This window comes from Sphingomonas sp. SP2, from assembly GCF_058313385.1.
Map to the genome: position 1 here is coordinate 924,780 of NZ_JBZFLD010000001.1, position 15,000 is coordinate 939,779.

The window sequence follows — 15,000 nt, forward strand, 5'->3', positions numbered from 1 at the left end:
GGCTCCGGCCCGAGCACGCTTTTCAGCGTCGTCGCGCAGTCCTAGAGCAGGACGCATGCTGACGACCTCAACTCCCGCCTACCTGCCGGGCTTCGGCGGGCATGTCGCGACCGAAGCCGTTCCAGGCGCACTGCCCAAGGGGCGCAATTCTCCGCAGCGACCGGCCTTCGGCCTCTATACCGAGCAGCTGTCGGGCACGGCCTTCACCATGCCGCGGCACGAGAATCGCCGCTCGTGGCTGTATCGTCTCCGTCCGACCGCCGATCACCGGCCATTCACGGCCTATGACGGCGCGCCTGGGCTCATTTGCAAGGCGGGGCCGGAGCTGCTCGCCCCGAACCGGCTTCGCTGGGACCCGATCGCGTCGTCCGCGCCGGGGACCGACTTCATCGATTCCCTCACGACCGCGGTCTTCAATCGTGCGCCGCACGAGCTAGAAGGCGTCGCCGTCCACCTCTATGCGGCCAATGTGGAGCGTGAGGACCGGGTCTTCTTTTCGGCTGACGGCGAACTGCTGTTTCTGCCGCAGGAAGGCCGGCTCGACCTCATCACCGAATTCGGTCGGATCGAGATCGCCCCCGGGCAGATTGCGCTCGTCCCGCGCGGGGTCCGCTTCAAGGTCCTGCTCCCGGACGGGGCGGCGCGGGGCTATGTCGCCGAAAATTACGGCGCACCCTTCCGGCTTCCGGACCTCGGGCCGATAGGTGCCAACGGCCTTGCCAACCCGCGCGATTTCGAGACCCCGGTCGCTTGGTTCGAGGACCGCGACCAGCCGCACGAAGTTATCCAGAAATATGGCGGACGACTGTGGGCGACGACGCTCGACCATAGCCCGCTCGACGTCGTCGCCTGGCACGGCAACCTCGCGCCGTGCCGCTACGACCTCGCGCATTTCAACGTCATCGGCACAGTCAGCTTCGACCACCCCGATCCCTCCATCTTCACCGTCCTGACCTCGCCTTCGAGCGTGGTCGGCCGGGCCAATGCCGATTTCGTGATCTTCCCCCCGCGCTGGATGGTCGCCGAGGGCACCTTCCGGCCGCCATGGTTCCACCGCAACGTGATGAGCGAGTGCATGGGCCTGCTGACGGGCGAATATGACGCCAAGGCCGACGGCTTCCGCCCGGGCGGGCTGTCGCTGCACAACATGATGAGCGGGCACGGGCCCGACGTCGACACCTGGCGCAAGGCCAGCGAAGCGGAGCTGAAACCAGTGAAGATCGATGGGACCATGGCCTTCATGGTCGAAAGCTGCTGGCCATTCGAGGTCCCGGCCGAGGCCTTGTCGCGGGCGCAGTCCGACTATGACCTTGCCTGGGCCGACTTCCCCAAGGCGCGCCTGCCATGAGGATCGATCACAGCCACGATCCGGCGCTGACCAGCTGGGTCGACAGCGCCAATGGACATCGGGACTTTCCGATCCAGAACCTGCCGCTGTGCATCTTCTCGAGCGAGGGTCGCGAGCGGCGCGCGGGCGTCGCCATCGGCGACATGCTGCTCGATCTGCCCGCGGTCGCCGAACCGCTCGGCGACGCCTGGTCCGAGGAATTGCAGAGCCCGGTCCTGAACGGCTTCCTCGCGCTCGGCCGCGGGGCGCGGGTCGCGCTTCGCCATCGCGTTTGCGAACTGCTCGGCAACGAAGCGCATCGCGACGCGGTCGAGGAAGCGCTGATCGGTCAGAGCGAAGCGACCATGCACCTGCCGACGCTGATCGGCGACTATACCGATTTCTACGTCGGCATTCATCACGCGACCAACGTCGGACGGCAGTTCCGCCCCGACAATCCGCTGCTGCCCAACTACAAATATGTGCCGATCGGCTATCACGGCCGCGCGTCGAGCGTGCGGGTATCGGGCGAGCCGGTGATTCGGCCCAAGGGGCAGCGCAAGCCGCCCGAGGCCGACGTGCCCGTCTTCGGCGCGTCGCGGCGGCTCGATTACGAACTCGAGCTCGGGATCTGGGTGGGGCCGGGAAATGCGCTCGGCGAAGCTATCCCGATCGACGAGGCCGAGGATCATGTCGCGGGCTACTGCTTGCTCAACGACTGGTCCGCGCGCGACCTTCAGGCATGGGAATATCAGCCGCTCGGGCCGTTCCTCGCCAAGAATTTCCTGACCAGCGTCTCGCCCTTCCTGGTGACGCCCGAGGCGCTCGCCCCATTCATGACGGCGGCGTTCGCGCGCCCTGAAGGTGATCCGGCACCGCTCGATTATCTGACGGGCGGATCGGAGCGTCCGGGGCTAGGCCTGACGGTGGAGGCGAGCCTCAGCAGTGCTGCGATGCGTGCCGCTGGCCAGGCCCCGCTCCGCCTCAGCCGCGGGCGTGCGGCCGACGCCATGTACTGGACCGTCGAGCAGATCGTCACGCACCATGCCTGCAACGGCTGCAATCTCCAGCCGGGCGACCTCATCGGAACGGGAACGCTGTCGACGGCGTCGGCCGACGGGCTTGGGTCGTTGCTCGAGATCAGCAAGGGCGGGAAGGCGCCGCTGACCCTGCCATCGGGAGAGGAGCGCAGCTTCCTCGAGGATGGCGACGAACTGATCCTGACTGCTCGTGCCGAGGCCGAGGGCTTTGTGTCGATCGGGCTCGGCGAATGCCGCGGGCTGGTGGTCGGATGAGGCGTCTGCTCGCCGCTGCTGCACTGCTACTCGCAAGTCCCGCGGCCGCGCAGCTGACGAGCGCCGAGCGCAGCATGCAGGCGACGATCACCGCCGAGGAGGAGCGCACCATCGCCCTGCTCGAGCGGATGGTGAACCAGAACAGCGGCAGCCAGAACCCCGAGGGGGTCGAGAAGGTCGCCGCGATGGTCCGGGCCGAGCTCGAGCCTCTGGGCTTCAAAGTGCGCTGGATTCCGCTCCGCCAGACCGGCCGGGCGGGCCATCTGGTCGCGACGCACGCGGGTCGCAAGGGCAACAAGCGACTGCTCCTGATCGGGCATCTCGATACGGTGTTCGAGCCCGATTCCCCCTTCCAGCGCTGGACCCGCGAGGGTGACCGGGGCCACGGTCCCGGGGCTGCCGACAACAAGGGTGGCGTCGCGGTAATCATCGCCGCGCTTCGGGCGATGCGGACGGCCGGCACCTTGCGCGACGCCAACCTCACCGTCTTTCTCACTGGTGATGAAGAAGATCCCGGCACGCCGGTGGCGACCGCACGGGCGGACCTCATCGCCGCCGGCAAGGCGGCCGACGCGGCGCTCGACTTCGAAGGACTGGCTCAGGAGAATAGCCGGGACATGGGCTCGATCGCCCGGCGCTCGGTCAACGACTGGACGCTGACGATACGCGCCCGAGGCGCCCATTCGAGCGGTGTCTTCTCGGCCAGCAGCGGCTTCGGCGCCAATTACGAATTGGCGCGGATCCTCGATGCGTTTCGCCGCGAGGTCGCGGAGCCGAGCCTGACCTTCAACGTCGGGCTGGTCGCGGGCGGAACCAGCGCAGCGCTCGCGCCGGGCGGGATCCGTGCCGAGGTCACGGGCAAGACCAATATCATCGCCGCGCAGGCGGTCGCCCGAGGCGACCTCCGTGCATTGAGCGCCGACCAGATCAGCCGCGCCAGGGCCAAGATGGAGACGATCGTCCGGGCCTCGCTTCCGGGCGTCCTCGAAGCGAAGCTCGAATTCGAGGACGGCTATCCGCCAATGGCGCCGACCGCGGGAAACCGCGCGCTCCTCACTCGCCTGAACGCGGTCAATCGCGACCTTGACCTGCCGGTCATGGAAGCGCTCGATCCGCTGAAGCGCGGGGCGGGCGACATCAGCTTCGTCGCTGCGGACGTCGACGGGCTGGTCGGTCTCGGCCCGGCGTCCTCTGGCGACCATACGGCGGAGGAGCGGGTCGATATCCCCTCGATCAGCCGACAGGCAGTGCGCGCGGCCATCCTGATGAGCCGCCTGGGCAAGGAGCGGCGGTGATGCAGGTAAGGCACAATGAAGAGCGGCAGCGGTTCGAGATCGCACTCGACGATGGCGACGTCGCCTTTGCCGACTATCGCCGCGCCGGGGACCGGGTCCTTTTTCCGCACACGGTCGTCCCAAGGGCGCACGAGGGACAGGGTCTCGCTTCGGCCATCGCCAAGGCGTCGCTCGAATGGGCACGCTCGGAAGGACTGAGCGTGGTGCCGCAATGCTCCTTCTATGTGACCTACATGCGCCGGCACCCCGAGGTGCGCGACCTGCTCGACCCTGCCTCGGCGCACCTCCTCGAGCGCTGATAGCCGCACCTGTTGCCGCGCCGCCACTTGTCAGGGCGGCGGGAGCGGTTGCATAGCCAAACGCGGAGGCCGCGTTCGTCGGTCGGGGAGGAAATGACACATGATTCAGCGTCTTGGCGCTCGTGCTCTGCTTGGCGCGACGGCTCTTGCTCTGTTTTCGGCGGCGACCCCTGTGGCCGCCCAGCGGGTCGACCGGATCGTCACCTTCGGTGACAGCTATGCCGACGACGGCAATCTGTTCGAGCTGACCGGCCTCAACCCGAACACCTACCTCAACGGCATCTACAAGACCGGCCGTTTCTCGGGCGGCACCAACTATGTCGACAGCCTGTCGGCTTTGCTCGGCGTGCCGGTCGAGAACTTCGCCATCGGCGGCGCGAGCGCGGTCCGCGGCGCGCCTGCGACGCCATTCGACTTCCAGCTCCAGGTCGACAATTTCCTGAACGTCGGGACCCAGCTGCCGGCCTTCCCGAACGGCACGCCCTCGTTCGACAAGGGCGACCTCGTCACCGTCTCGATCGGCGGCAACGACGCCCGCTACTTCCAGCAGGGCCTCTACGGCTCGTTCACGGTCAACAACGCCATCACGTCGACCAAGACCCAGCTCGACCGGCTGGTCGCGGCGGGCGCGCCGACCATCAGCTTCCTCGCGGGCAACACCGCGCTGCTGCCCGAGGTCGCCAACGACCCCGCCGCGCGCGCCATCCGCAACACCTTCTCGACCAGCTTCAACACTGGCATGCAGAGCATCCTTGCCGGCTATGCGAGCCAGGGCGTCGTGGTCCATTATCTCGACCTCACCAAGGTGCTGGACTCGATCTCGACCAACAGCGCTGCCTTCGGCCTGCCCAACGGCGTCGTCTGCCCGCCGACCAGCGCAAACGTCGGCACCGGTTGCGCCGGCTACCTCTTCTACGTCGACAACCTCCACCTGAGCTCGGACGGCTTCCGCATCGTCGCCCGCTACGTGCAGCGCCAGCTCCAGGCGCCGCTCAACATCGGCGCGACCAGCGACCTCGGCCTCGACACCGCCCGCCAGTTCGGCCGGACGCTCAACAGCCGGATGGACGTCGGCAGCCCGCGCGACGGCGAAGTCCTCGAGGGCGCGCGCGTCTTCGTGCTTGGTGACAGCCTCACCCGCGACGTCGGGATGAGCGACGTGACCGACGCCTTCGACATCGACAGCGTCGGTGCGACCGCGGGCGTCGAATTCGGTTTCGGCGGCAATGGCGTGGTCGGCATCGCGGGCAACTACAGCCGCGGCAAGGCCAAGTTCGGCAACAAGAGCGCGGACGTCACGGGCAAGACCCTGCAGGGCGGCCTCTATGCGTCCTATGCGCTTGGGCCGGTCTTCGTTCAGGGTCATGCCGGCGCCGGCCGGACCGACTATGACATCGAGCGTGCCGGCGTCGTCGGCGGCATGTCCGCCAGCCCGAACGGCAGCCACATCCTCGCCGGTGCCAAGCTCGGCTATCTGATGCCGCTCGGTGCGGTCCGCCTCGGCCCGGTCGCGGCGATCGACTACGCCCGCGCCAAGGTCGACGGCTACACCGAGACCGGCGATGGCGCGCTGACCCTCAACGTCGGCAAGCAGCGCTACGAGGCGCTGGTCGGTGGGCTCGGCCTCGAGCTTCGCGGCGACTTCGACGCCGCCGGCACCGCGCTGCGTCCGTTCGCCTCGGCGATGGTCGAGAAGGACCTCAAGGGTGATGGGCGCACGATCAGCTTTGCGCAGACCGCATCGCCGACCATCGTCAACAGCTTCGACCTCGGCGAGCGCGACAAGGGGGTCTATACCCGCTTCTCGGGCGGTGCCTCGGCCCGCATCAGCGGCCGGGTCCAGCTGGACGTCGTCGCCAGCACGACCGCCGGCAAGGATCAGGGCAACGAGCTGAGCGCGCACGCAGGCGTTCGCGTCGGCTTCTGATCAGGGGGGCGCCGGGGATCGAACCTCGGCGCCCGCTTCCGCTGATCAGGCGGCGATCCTGACCAACTTCGACAGGGGCAGCGCGACGCTGCCGAACCCTGCCCACAATTCGCCCTCGCGGCTGACGACTTCCTCGATCCGGCCGAGGCTGCTGAGTTGCGGAGTGATGGGCGCTCCCGACGCGTCCTTGGCGACGAGGCGGAGGACATAGGCGCCGGGCGCCGCCTTACCGCCCGAGGCGAGCGAACCATCCCATTGCAGCGACCCGCTTCCCGCCAGCGCCACGCTCGGCCTCGCAACGACCCGCCCGCTGCTGTCGAGGATCTCGGCGTCCACGGACGCCGGCGCGCGATCGAAGGCCCAGCGCCATTCGGCCGGCCGACCCTCGCTCAGACCGCTCACCGAACTGTCGAATTCCCCGTTGCGTCCGATCAGCTGCCCTGCCCGGGTCAGGTCGTCCGAAGACAGTCGCGACAATATGTCCTTCAGCACCGCGGTCTGCTGGAGCGACTGTTCGACCTGCGAATATTGGACCAGCTGCTGGGCTCCAACCGCCTGAGCGACGTGGTCGAATCGTCGGTCGGCAACCTCGTTGACGCCGACCTGGCCAAGGAAAGCGCGAAGCTGCAGGCGCTGCAGGTCAAGCAGCAGCTCGGCATCCAGGCCTTGTCGATCGCCAACCAGGCGCCGCAGGCCATCATGGCGCTGTTCCGCTAAGTCACGTCACACCAGTCCGGCACGGGGCCGGTGCGTGGGGGCCGGGGCGAGGATCATCGCTCCGGCCCTTTTCGCGTCCGGGTCCAGCCGAAGGGCCGGCCCTGCGGCGCTGCTGCCACGTCCGGTCGCAAACCTGACCCGGCACCCCGGACTTTGCGCCGGGGTGCGAAGCCAAGCCAAATGTGGTGCGTTAGCCCGATAGCCATGCCGATTCCCGACGAGAAAGCGCGGGCTTGGACCCGCCCCGAAGATTACTGGCCGCCCCGTCGCCCTCGGCGGACGGGGCGCCCGGCGGCCAGTCCCCTGCGACCCGCGACCGATCGGAGCGAACCGGTCCAGCAGCCTCGGCTCATGCTGGGGGTCGTGCCCTACATGCTCCTCATGCTCGGCCTGGCGGTCCTGTCCTTCGCGATCATGGTCGTGGCTTGGCCCGGCTCGACGCCCAAGGCGGCTCCGCCCGTTCCCGCCGCTGCCGAGATCGGCACCGCGCCAAAGGGCTGGCTCGAAGACTAGCAATGAGGGCGAGCCGAGCTCTGCGATTTCGCAGAACGGCAGCGCAACATCGTTGCTCCCTGCAACGCTTTTGGAGGTCCATATGGCCTCCCTGTTCTGCTGACAGGGAGAATGACCATGCGGACCGCTTCCCTCACTTTCGGCTTTTTGGCCCTGCTTGCCGGGGGCCTTTCCGGCCCTGCTCTGGCCGCCGCGCCCGGGGCGACGGTCGAAACGACCATCGTCACCCGCGACCTCGACGTCACCAGCGCCGAAGGCCGTGCGACCTTTGCCCGGCGACTGTCGATCGCCGCGGCCGAATTGTGCGGCGAACCGAGTGCGAGCGATCCCGAAGGTCGCCGTGCGGTCCGGGCCTGCCGGGCAGAAGTGATCGCCCAGGCCGAGCGCGCCTTCGCCAACCGCGAGACCGCGGCAAGGCTCGCCGCTCGCTGATCCTTCGGCTAGGGAAAGCCGATGGACCGCCAATGGCTTTCCCGCCCCGACCATCCCCGCCTTGCCGTCCGGCACCGGCCCGGCGCCAGCCCGACCATCCTCTTCCTGCCTGGCTACGCCTCGGACATGCTCGGCACCAAGGCCGCGGCGCTCGACGCGCTGGCGGAGCGGGAGGGCTTTAGCCTCCTTCGCTTCGATTATCGCGGCACCGGTGAATCCGAAGGCCGGTTCGAGGACGCGTCGTTGCGCGACTGGATCGAGGACGCCGAAGCGGTCGCCGGCCTCGTCAATGGACCGTTGGTCCTCGTCGGTTCGTCGATGGGCGGCTGGATCATGGGTCATCTCGCCCGGCGCCTCGGCGCGCGGGTCGCGGCGCTGGTCGGGATCGCCGCGGCACCCGATTTCACCGACTGGGGTTATGGGCCGGCCGAAAAGACGCAGCTTGCCGCGGGCAAAGACCTTCGCCGACCCAATCCCTATGGCGGCGATGCCGAGCTCACCACCGCGCAATTCTGGGCCTCGGGCGAGCAATTGCGCCTCCTTGATGCGCCGATCCCCTTCTCCGGCCCGGTCCGCCTTCTCCATGGCGACCGCGATGCCGAAGTCCCGCTCGACATCGCCTTCCGCCTCAAGGATGCGCTCGAATCGACGGACGTGCAGGTCACGGTGGTCAAGGGCGGAACCCATCGCATGTCCGCTCCGGGCGAGATCGCGCTTCTCGAGCGCACGATCCGCGGCCTGTTTGCCGAAGAAGCGCGCCGCCGCCCTTGAAGTCGCCGCATCGAAGGGCACCTAAGGCGCCGACGGGCATTGAACCCGGGCCAGTTCTGCCGCCCGGCGCCGCACCACATTCGAACCTCGGAGAAATCCTGCCGTGAAATTCCTGCACACCATGCTTCGTGTCGCCGACCCCGAGCGCACCATCGCCTTCTTCAAGCTGCTCGGCCTCGAGGAGCGCCGGCGGATCGAGAATGAGGGCGGGCGCTTCACCCTCATCTTTCTCGGCGTGCCCGGCGACGAAGGCGGCGAGGTCGAACTAACCCACAATTGGGACCCCGAGGATTATGACGGCGGCCGCAACTTCGGCCACCTCGCTTACTCGGTCGACGACATCTATGAGACCTGCCAGCGCCTCATGGACGCCGGCGTCACCATCAATCGGCCCCCGCGCGACGGGCGGATGGCCTTCGTCCGCACCCCCGACAACATCTCGATCGAGCTGCTCAACAAGGGCGGGGCGCGGGCGCCGCAGGAGCCGTGGGCCTCGATGCCCAACACCGGCAGCTGGTGATGCAGGTCGTCCCGGTCGCGGCGCTCAGCGACAATTATATCTGGCTTCTGCACGATGACGCGACCGGGCACACGGCCGTGGTCGACCCCGGCGACGGCGCCGTCGCGCTGGCCGCAGCGGCCGAGCGTGGCTGGACCATCGATCAGGTCCTGATCACCCACTGGCACCCCGACCATACCGCCGGGATCCCGGCGGTGGTCGCGGCGACAGGCGCGAGGGTCTGGGGTCCGGAAAGCGAGCGCGACCGCTTCGCCGGGCTCGATCATGGCCTCGCCGATGGCGACCGGCTTTCGGTCGGCCCGTTCCAGGCCGAGGTCTGGGCCGTGCCCGGCCACACGCTCGGGCACATCGCCTTCATCCTTCCCGGCCATGCCTTCGTCGGCGACACCCTGTTTGCCGGCGGCTGCGGACGACTGTTCGAGGGCACGCCCGAGCAGATGCACGCCTCGCTGCAGCGGCTGGCGACCCTTCCCGACGACACGATCGTCTACCCCGCGCACGAATATAGCCTGTCCAACTATCGGTTCCTCAGCGCCGAAGCGCCGGACGATCCCGCCGTCGCGCGCCGTCACGAAGAGATTGTTGCGCTTCGCGAAGAGGGGCGTCCGACGGTGCCGACCACCATCGCCGAGGAGAAAGGCAGCAACCTCTTTCTCCGAGCGACATCCGCCGAAGAATTCGCCCGCCTCCGCGCGGCCAAGGACAGCTTCCGTTAATCCTGGAGACAGCAGGCTGCTGATGCGTTGCGTTAGGATATAATGTGAGGACCCACTCATGCGTGGATTGACCGTCGCTTCCGTCGCCATTCTCGCCGCCGCCACCGGGCTTGCTGCCTGTGCCACCACCGCGACGCCCGAGGTTCGGACCGTCGCCGCCCAGCAGGAATTGTCCAAGTGGCTCGCCGGCCGGGTCGCGGGTCGCCCGCAGAGCTGCCTGCCGAACTCGCGCGCGACCGACATGGTGGTGATCGACGAGCGCACCATCCTCTTCCGTGATGGCGCCAACCGCGTCTGGCGGAATGACGTCAACGGACCCTGCTACGGTCTTGGCCGCCCCGGCTATGCCCTTGTCACCAAGCAGTTCGGTACCGGCCTCTGCCGCGGCGAGATCGCGCAGGTCGTCGACACCTCGACCGGCTTCAATGTCGGCAGCTGCAGCCTCGGCGACTTCGTCCCCTACAACGGGCGCGGCCTCCGCTAGGTCCTATTTCCCGTAGAGCGCGTCGAGCCGCTCGCCATAGGCCTGCTTGAGGACATGGCGCCGGATCTTCATGCTCGGCGTCATCTGCTCGTTGTCGACGCTGAACGCGGCGTCGGCGAGGGTGAAGCGGCGAACCTTCTCGATCACGCTGAGCTCGGCATTGACCCGGTCGACCGCCTTCTGCAGCCGGGCGCGGATCGTGGCCTCGTCGCGCTTGCATTCGGTGACCAGCTCGGGCTCGGGCACCAGCAGCGCCACGAGGTGCGGCCTGCGGTCGCCGTAGACCATCGCCTGCGCGATCTCCGGCTGCAGCGTCAGCATGCCCTCGACCCGCTGGGGCGAGACATTGTCGCCCTTGTCGTTGACGATCAGGTCCTTCTTGCGGTCGGTAATGACGATCCGGCCATGATCGTCGAAATGGCCGACGTCGCCGGTGTGCAGCCAGCCATCCTTGAGGACCCGGGCCGTCTCCTCGTCATTGTTCCAGTAGCCGTGCATGACGAGCTCGCCCCGGACCAGCAGTTCGCCGTCCTCGGCCACCTTCACCTCGGTATTGAGGAGCGGCGGCCCGACCGTCTCCATCCGCACGCCCGCCTTGGGCCGGTTGCAGCTGATCACCGGACCGCTTTCGGTCTGGCCATAGCCCTGGAGCATGGTCAGCCCGAGCGAGTGGAAGAAGAGGCCGACATCGGGATTGAGCGGCGCGCCGCCCGAGACCATCGCCTTGATCCGGCCGCCGAACTTCTGGCTGACCTTGCGCTTGAGAAGCAGCCGGACCGCGATGTCAGCCGGCCAGTCCTTCAGGGGAATCGAACCCTTCTCGTAGCGTTCCTTGCCGATCTCGAGCGCCCGGGCGAGAAGCTTCTGGCCGAGCCCGCCTTGCTTCTCGAGGGTCTTCAACATTCGCTGGCGGAGCATCTCGAACAGGCGCGGGACCACGACCATGATGGTCGGACGCACTTCCTCGATGTTGGCGGCAAGCTTCTCGAGGCTCTCGGCATAATAGATCTGCCCGCCGAGCCCGATCGGGAACATCTGCCCGCCGCTATGCTCGTAGGCGTGGCTCGCCGGAAGGAACGAGAGGAAGATTTCGTCGTCCCAGCCGAAGTCGTTGGCAATGACGTCGAGGCAGGCGGCGACATTGTGGAGGATAGCGCCATGATGCTGGCGAACGCCGCGCGGCGCACCGCCGGTGCCACTCGTGTAGATGAGGCAGGCCAGGTCGTTGCGGCCGATCGTCGCGATCCGTTCGCGCACTTCGGCCAGCTCGCCGCCCAGGCTGGCGAGTTCGTCCCACTGGTGGAAGCGGGCGCCATTGACCGGCTGGCCGGTGCGGATGTCCTCGATCCCGATGACGTCCTGGCAGTCGGACGCGAACAGCACGGCGGGTATCAGCGCCTTGGCCAGCTTCTGGGTCGAGACGATCACCGCCCGCGCGCCCGAGTTGGTCAGGATGTGCGTATGATCGCGGGTCGTGTTGGTGGTGTAGGTCGGCACCGTGACGCACCCCGCGGCCATGATCGCGAGATCGGCGATCAGCCATTCGGGGCGGTTCTCGGACACCAGCATGACGCGATCACCGGGTCGGCAGCCGAGGCGGATCAGGCTGGCCGACAGCGCCGCCACCTGGCGCGCCGCTTCGGCATAACTGATCGACTTCCACGCCCCGTCGCGCTTCGCCCACAGGAAGGGCGCATCGCCCCGTTGCTCGACGCGGTCGAGGAACATGGCGACCAGATTGGGGAAATTCTCGAGCTTGGTGCCCTTGCGCATAACGATACTTCTGCCTCCTCCCGCGTGGGCGGGGTCTTAGGCGAGAAGAAGCGGCTTCGCAAAAGCTTGGCGCGGAAAGGACGAGGCCCCCTTCACTGGGGTGGGAAGGGGGCCTCGGAGCCGGCTGACTGGGGACGGGGCCGGCTCGGGGACCTCAGAAGCCGCCGGCGATCGTCAATGCGGGCCCGCTTCGCGGTTCCGCATTGCCGGTCATCTGGAAGCGATAGTCGAGGTGCAGCCGAAGCCTCGGACTGAGCTGGTAGCTAAGCCGTGGCCCCGCATCGACGCGGTAAAGCCCGGGCTGCGTCCCGCCCCAGACGCCCGCGCCGATCGCGAGCCGTGGAAGGAACGGGTAGGTCGCCGCAAGCGCGCCGTCGGCAAAGAGGTCGCGCCGGTTCATGCCGACGATCCCGGCCTGGCCATAGCCGTCGAGCTGAATCCCGTAGGGCAGCCGCGCGCCATAGATTCCGCCTTCGGCCAGCACGGCAAAGGCGTTGCGCCCGCCGCCGAGCGCCGGCCCGAGCCGCTGGCGTCGTTCGCCCATCAGCCGGATCGGGATCTGCCGGAAGGGCTGCCAGCTGACGCCGACCGCGCCTTCGCCTCCGGCCAGTGCCTGTCCACCGCGACCCTGCGGCATCAGCGCGGTCGAGGCGCGGACATGGACCCCGACCGACTGCAGGGGCCGCCAGGTGATCCGGACCCCGGCCTGGCTACCGCCCAGCGATCCCGCCGAGGCCAGTCCCGGATTGAGCCCGCCATTGGGATCGTTGAGCTTGATCAGGCCCTCGCGTGGCGGGCGGAGCAGGGTCCAGGCGTCGACCGACCAGCGATTGGGCCGTGCCTCCGCGATCGGTTCGGAATCATCGAGGTTCTTGCCCCAACGCGGAGTCCGCTGGAGCGAGGCGACGCTAGCGGGGCCGACAGTGCCAATCGCCGGCCACTGGTCGAGCGGTGCGACTGGCTGGTCATAACCCGATCCCGGAAGTGCGCCGATCGCCGCATCGTCGGTGCCGGGGGGCGGCGGCGGAGGGTAGCTCCGATCCCGATCGCGCTCCCGCTCGCGATAGGGTGCGGGATAACAGAGGATCTGCGCCGGCCGTGCCGCGGGATAGGCCGCCGGCATCACCGGATAAGGCATGATCACGGGCGCCTGGCCCTGCACGCCCGGCGGCGGGCCATAGCCATAGGCCATGGTGGGATAGGTATAGGGGGCCGGGCCCATTTCGGCGGGGACGCCGGGCGGCGGGAGCGGGGCGTCGGCCGTCGCCGCGGTCTCGACCGATGGCGCGGGCTTGTCGGCCGTCAGGGGCAGGATGGGTTCGAGCGCGAGCGCACTGCTCGCCGTCCGCAGGCCGACGTAGCTGATGATCGCCAGCCCAAGGAAGCGCAGCGGCGCGCTCACGGCCGCACCATTTCGGCCGGGAAGACATGCGCGGTCTTGTCCCACTGCTTCGGCCCTCCGCCGGCATGCTGGAACAGGGCTCGTCCCGCGGCGAGGATGGCGATGAGGTTCCCGGCAAGGATCCGGGGCACCGAGGCGAGCCCTTCGCCAAGGCCATAGAGGCGCGTGGTGAAGCTGATGCGCATGATCGTTCTCCACAGAAGCAGGACGAAATTCACCTGGAGGAGGCTTGCCAGCAGCGGCGAGGGCTGGGGCGGCAGGGGAGCACCGAGCTGCGCTGAAAGCCACAGCTGGCCCCACAGGATCGCGGCAAGATAGCCGGACAGCAAAAGGACCGCGGCGAGCGGCCCGCGCCGGTCGCGCAGCCGGAACCAGCGTTCGCCGAGGCCGCCGCGCCAGCCGAGCCGGTCCCATCCGGCAAAGGCGATCCCGCCCAGCCAGCGCGCCTTCTGCCGCACCGCCGCGCCGAGTGTCGCCGGAAAGTGACCGCGCGAGGCCACGAACCCGGCCTGCCCGTTGTGCGCCGGAATACGGACGAACATCGTCCGCTCGCCCAGCGCGCCGAGCCGCAGGCCCATCTCATAATCCTCGGTCATCGACCCGCCCGCGAAAGGCTTGCCGTCATGCGCGGAAGCGAGCCGCGCGATCGCGTCGCGCGATATGGCGCAGCCGACGCCCGCCAGCGGAATGGCGGCGCCGACCGCTTCCCGCACCACCAGCTCCTTGCCGTGGCTCTCGGCGAACTCGTCGCAATAATGGCCCGCGATCCACGGGCTCGCGCGATCGGGCAGCGGGACCACCGGCAGTTGCACCACCCCGGCACGCTCGATCAGCCGATCGAACAGCCGCAGCTCGAGCGGATGGACGAGGTCTTCGGCATCGTGCAGCACCAGCGCCTTGGCCCGCACACCCCGCGCCGCCTCTTCGCGGACGAGGAAGGCGTAGAGATGGTTGAGGCAGTCGGCCTTGGTCGTCGGTCCGTCGGCCGGCACCTCGACAGCAATGACGCGCGCGTCATGAACCCCCTCGATCGCGAGGCGGGTCGCCGGATCGTTGCGATAATAGCCGACCAGAAGGCTGAAATCGGGATGGTCGAACCGTGCGAGCGTCGAGCGCAGCATCGGGCCGATCACGGCGGCTTCGTCCCATGCCGGAACCAAGACCACCATCCAGCCATGGTCGCGGCCTGCCACCAGGGTCGCGGCATCGATCCGCGGGTGCCGGCGATAGACCGTCAGCGCCCGCCACAGGCGGCGAACGAAATAGATGACGTCGACCGCAAGGTCGTCGAGCGAGAAGAGCAGGAAACCGAGCGCAGCGAACAGCGCAAGCTCGGCCGCAGCCTCGGCGAGAGCGAGCTGAAGCGTCATCGCGACGCACCCTTGCGGGGCGTTCTGACGGCCACTGCGATCGAGGTCTTTGCCCGGTCCACGCGCCCCCCAGCGCTGGTCATCCGAGCAACAGCAGTGTCTCATGGAGTCCCCGCCGACGCAAGCGGCCTTGCCAGCGCCGCGCGGGCACGCCATCGC

15 protein-coding genes and 1 pseudogene are annotated in these 15,000 nt (G+C 68.3%); 12 read left to right on the plus strand and 4 right to left on the minus strand.

The features are described from left to right. Positions 1–55 precede the first annotated feature (55 nt). The 5 genes from hmgA to AC4GYU_RS04765 all read left to right on the plus strand — a co-directional run bounded on the left by hmgA (position 56) and on the right by AC4GYU_RS04765 (position 6,143). On the plus strand, positions 56–1,348 hold the full coding sequence (hmgA, locus tag AC4GYU_RS04745; protein ID WP_491085749.1) for a homogentisate 1,2-dioxygenase: 1,293 nt from the start codon (positions 56–58) through the stop codon (positions 1,346–1,348). Then, entirely contained in the window at positions 1,345–2,622 is a 1,278-nt protein-coding gene (gene fahA / locus AC4GYU_RS04750) for a fumarylacetoacetase (protein ID WP_491085750.1), read from the plus strand. The genes hmgA and fahA overlap by 4 nt, the downstream gene beginning before the upstream one ends. Then, positions 2,619–3,917: a M20/M25/M40 family metallo-hydrolase gene (locus tag AC4GYU_RS04755; protein WP_491085751.1), complete on the plus strand. Its 1,299-nt coding sequence runs from the start codon at positions 2,619–2,621 to the stop codon at positions 3,915–3,917. The genes fahA and AC4GYU_RS04755 overlap by 4 nt, the downstream gene beginning before the upstream one ends. Then, a complete protein-coding gene (locus tag AC4GYU_RS04760) occupies positions 3,917–4,216 on the plus strand; it encodes a GNAT family N-acetyltransferase (RefSeq protein ID WP_491085752.1) in 300 nt (99 codons plus the stop codon). The genes AC4GYU_RS04755 and AC4GYU_RS04760 overlap by 1 nt, the downstream gene beginning before the upstream one ends. 100 nt (positions 4,217–4,316) lie before the next feature. Beyond that, positions 4,317–6,143 carry an autotransporter domain-containing protein gene (locus AC4GYU_RS04765; RefSeq protein ID WP_491085753.1) on the plus strand — a complete coding sequence of 609 codons (1,827 nt, stop codon included), beginning with the start codon at positions 4,317–4,319 and terminating at the stop codon, positions 6,141–6,143. 45 nt (positions 6,144–6,188) lie between these two features. Here the strand turns inward: AC4GYU_RS04765 and AC4GYU_RS04770 are convergent, their stop codons facing one another. Then, a complete protein-coding gene (locus AC4GYU_RS04770; protein WP_491085754.1) occupies positions 6,189–6,620 on the minus strand; it encodes a flagellar hook assembly protein FlgD in 432 nt (143 codons plus the stop codon). Between the two features lie 75 nt (positions 6,621–6,695). Here AC4GYU_RS04770 and AC4GYU_RS04775 point away from each other — a divergent pair. From AC4GYU_RS04775 to AC4GYU_RS04805, 7 genes and pseudogenes are all read left to right on the plus strand, one after another. Continuing rightward, positions 6,696–6,860: pseudogene (locus AC4GYU_RS04775) on the plus strand (flagellin); the annotation flags it as partial. Between the two features lie 351 nt (positions 6,861–7,211). Beyond that, complete coding sequence (locus tag AC4GYU_RS04780) at positions 7,212–7,373, plus strand: hypothetical protein (protein ID WP_491085755.1); 162 nt, start codon at positions 7,212–7,214, stop codon at positions 7,371–7,373. Positions 7,374–7,490: 117 nt separating this feature from the next. Then, on the plus strand, positions 7,491–7,805 hold the full coding sequence (locus AC4GYU_RS04785) for a UrcA family protein (protein ID WP_491085756.1): 315 nt from the start codon (positions 7,491–7,493) through the stop codon (positions 7,803–7,805). Between the two features lie 21 nt (positions 7,806–7,826). After that, positions 7,827–8,576, plus strand: coding sequence for an alpha/beta fold hydrolase (locus tag AC4GYU_RS04790; protein ID WP_491085757.1), 750 nt, complete (start codon positions 7,827–7,829; stop codon positions 8,574–8,576). Positions 8,577–8,679: 103 nt separating this feature from the next. After that, complete coding sequence (locus AC4GYU_RS04795; RefSeq protein ID WP_491085758.1) at positions 8,680–9,096, plus strand: VOC family protein; 417 nt, start codon at positions 8,680–8,682, stop codon at positions 9,094–9,096. After that, a complete protein-coding gene (gene gloB / locus AC4GYU_RS04800) occupies positions 9,096–9,812 on the plus strand; it encodes a hydroxyacylglutathione hydrolase (RefSeq protein ID WP_491086878.1) in 717 nt (238 codons plus the stop codon). Before AC4GYU_RS04795 ends, gloB begins: the two co-directional genes overlap by 1 nt. A 58-nt stretch (positions 9,813–9,870) precedes the next feature. After that, entirely contained in the window at positions 9,871–10,296 is a 426-nt protein-coding gene (locus AC4GYU_RS04805; RefSeq protein WP_491085759.1) for a hypothetical protein, read from the plus strand. A 3-nt stretch (positions 10,297–10,299) separates the two neighbouring features. On the opposite strand, the gene AC4GYU_RS04810 is transcribed toward AC4GYU_RS04805, so the two are convergent. The 3 genes from AC4GYU_RS04810 to AC4GYU_RS04820 all read right to left on the minus strand — a co-directional run bounded on the left by AC4GYU_RS04810 (position 10,300) and on the right by AC4GYU_RS04820 (position 14,841). Next, entirely contained in the window at positions 10,300–12,069 is a 1,770-nt protein-coding gene (locus AC4GYU_RS04810; protein ID WP_491085760.1) for an AMP-dependent synthetase/ligase, read from the minus strand. 154 nt (positions 12,070–12,223) lie between these two features. Further along, positions 12,224–13,471, minus strand: coding sequence for a hypothetical protein (locus AC4GYU_RS04815; RefSeq protein WP_491085761.1), 1,248 nt, complete (start codon positions 13,469–13,471; stop codon positions 12,224–12,226). Next, a complete protein-coding gene (locus AC4GYU_RS04820; RefSeq protein WP_491085762.1) occupies positions 13,468–14,841 on the minus strand; it encodes a glycosyl transferase family protein in 1,374 nt (457 codons plus the stop codon). Before AC4GYU_RS04820 ends, AC4GYU_RS04815 begins: the two co-directional genes overlap by 4 nt. Positions 14,842–15,000: the final 159 nt, after the last annotated feature.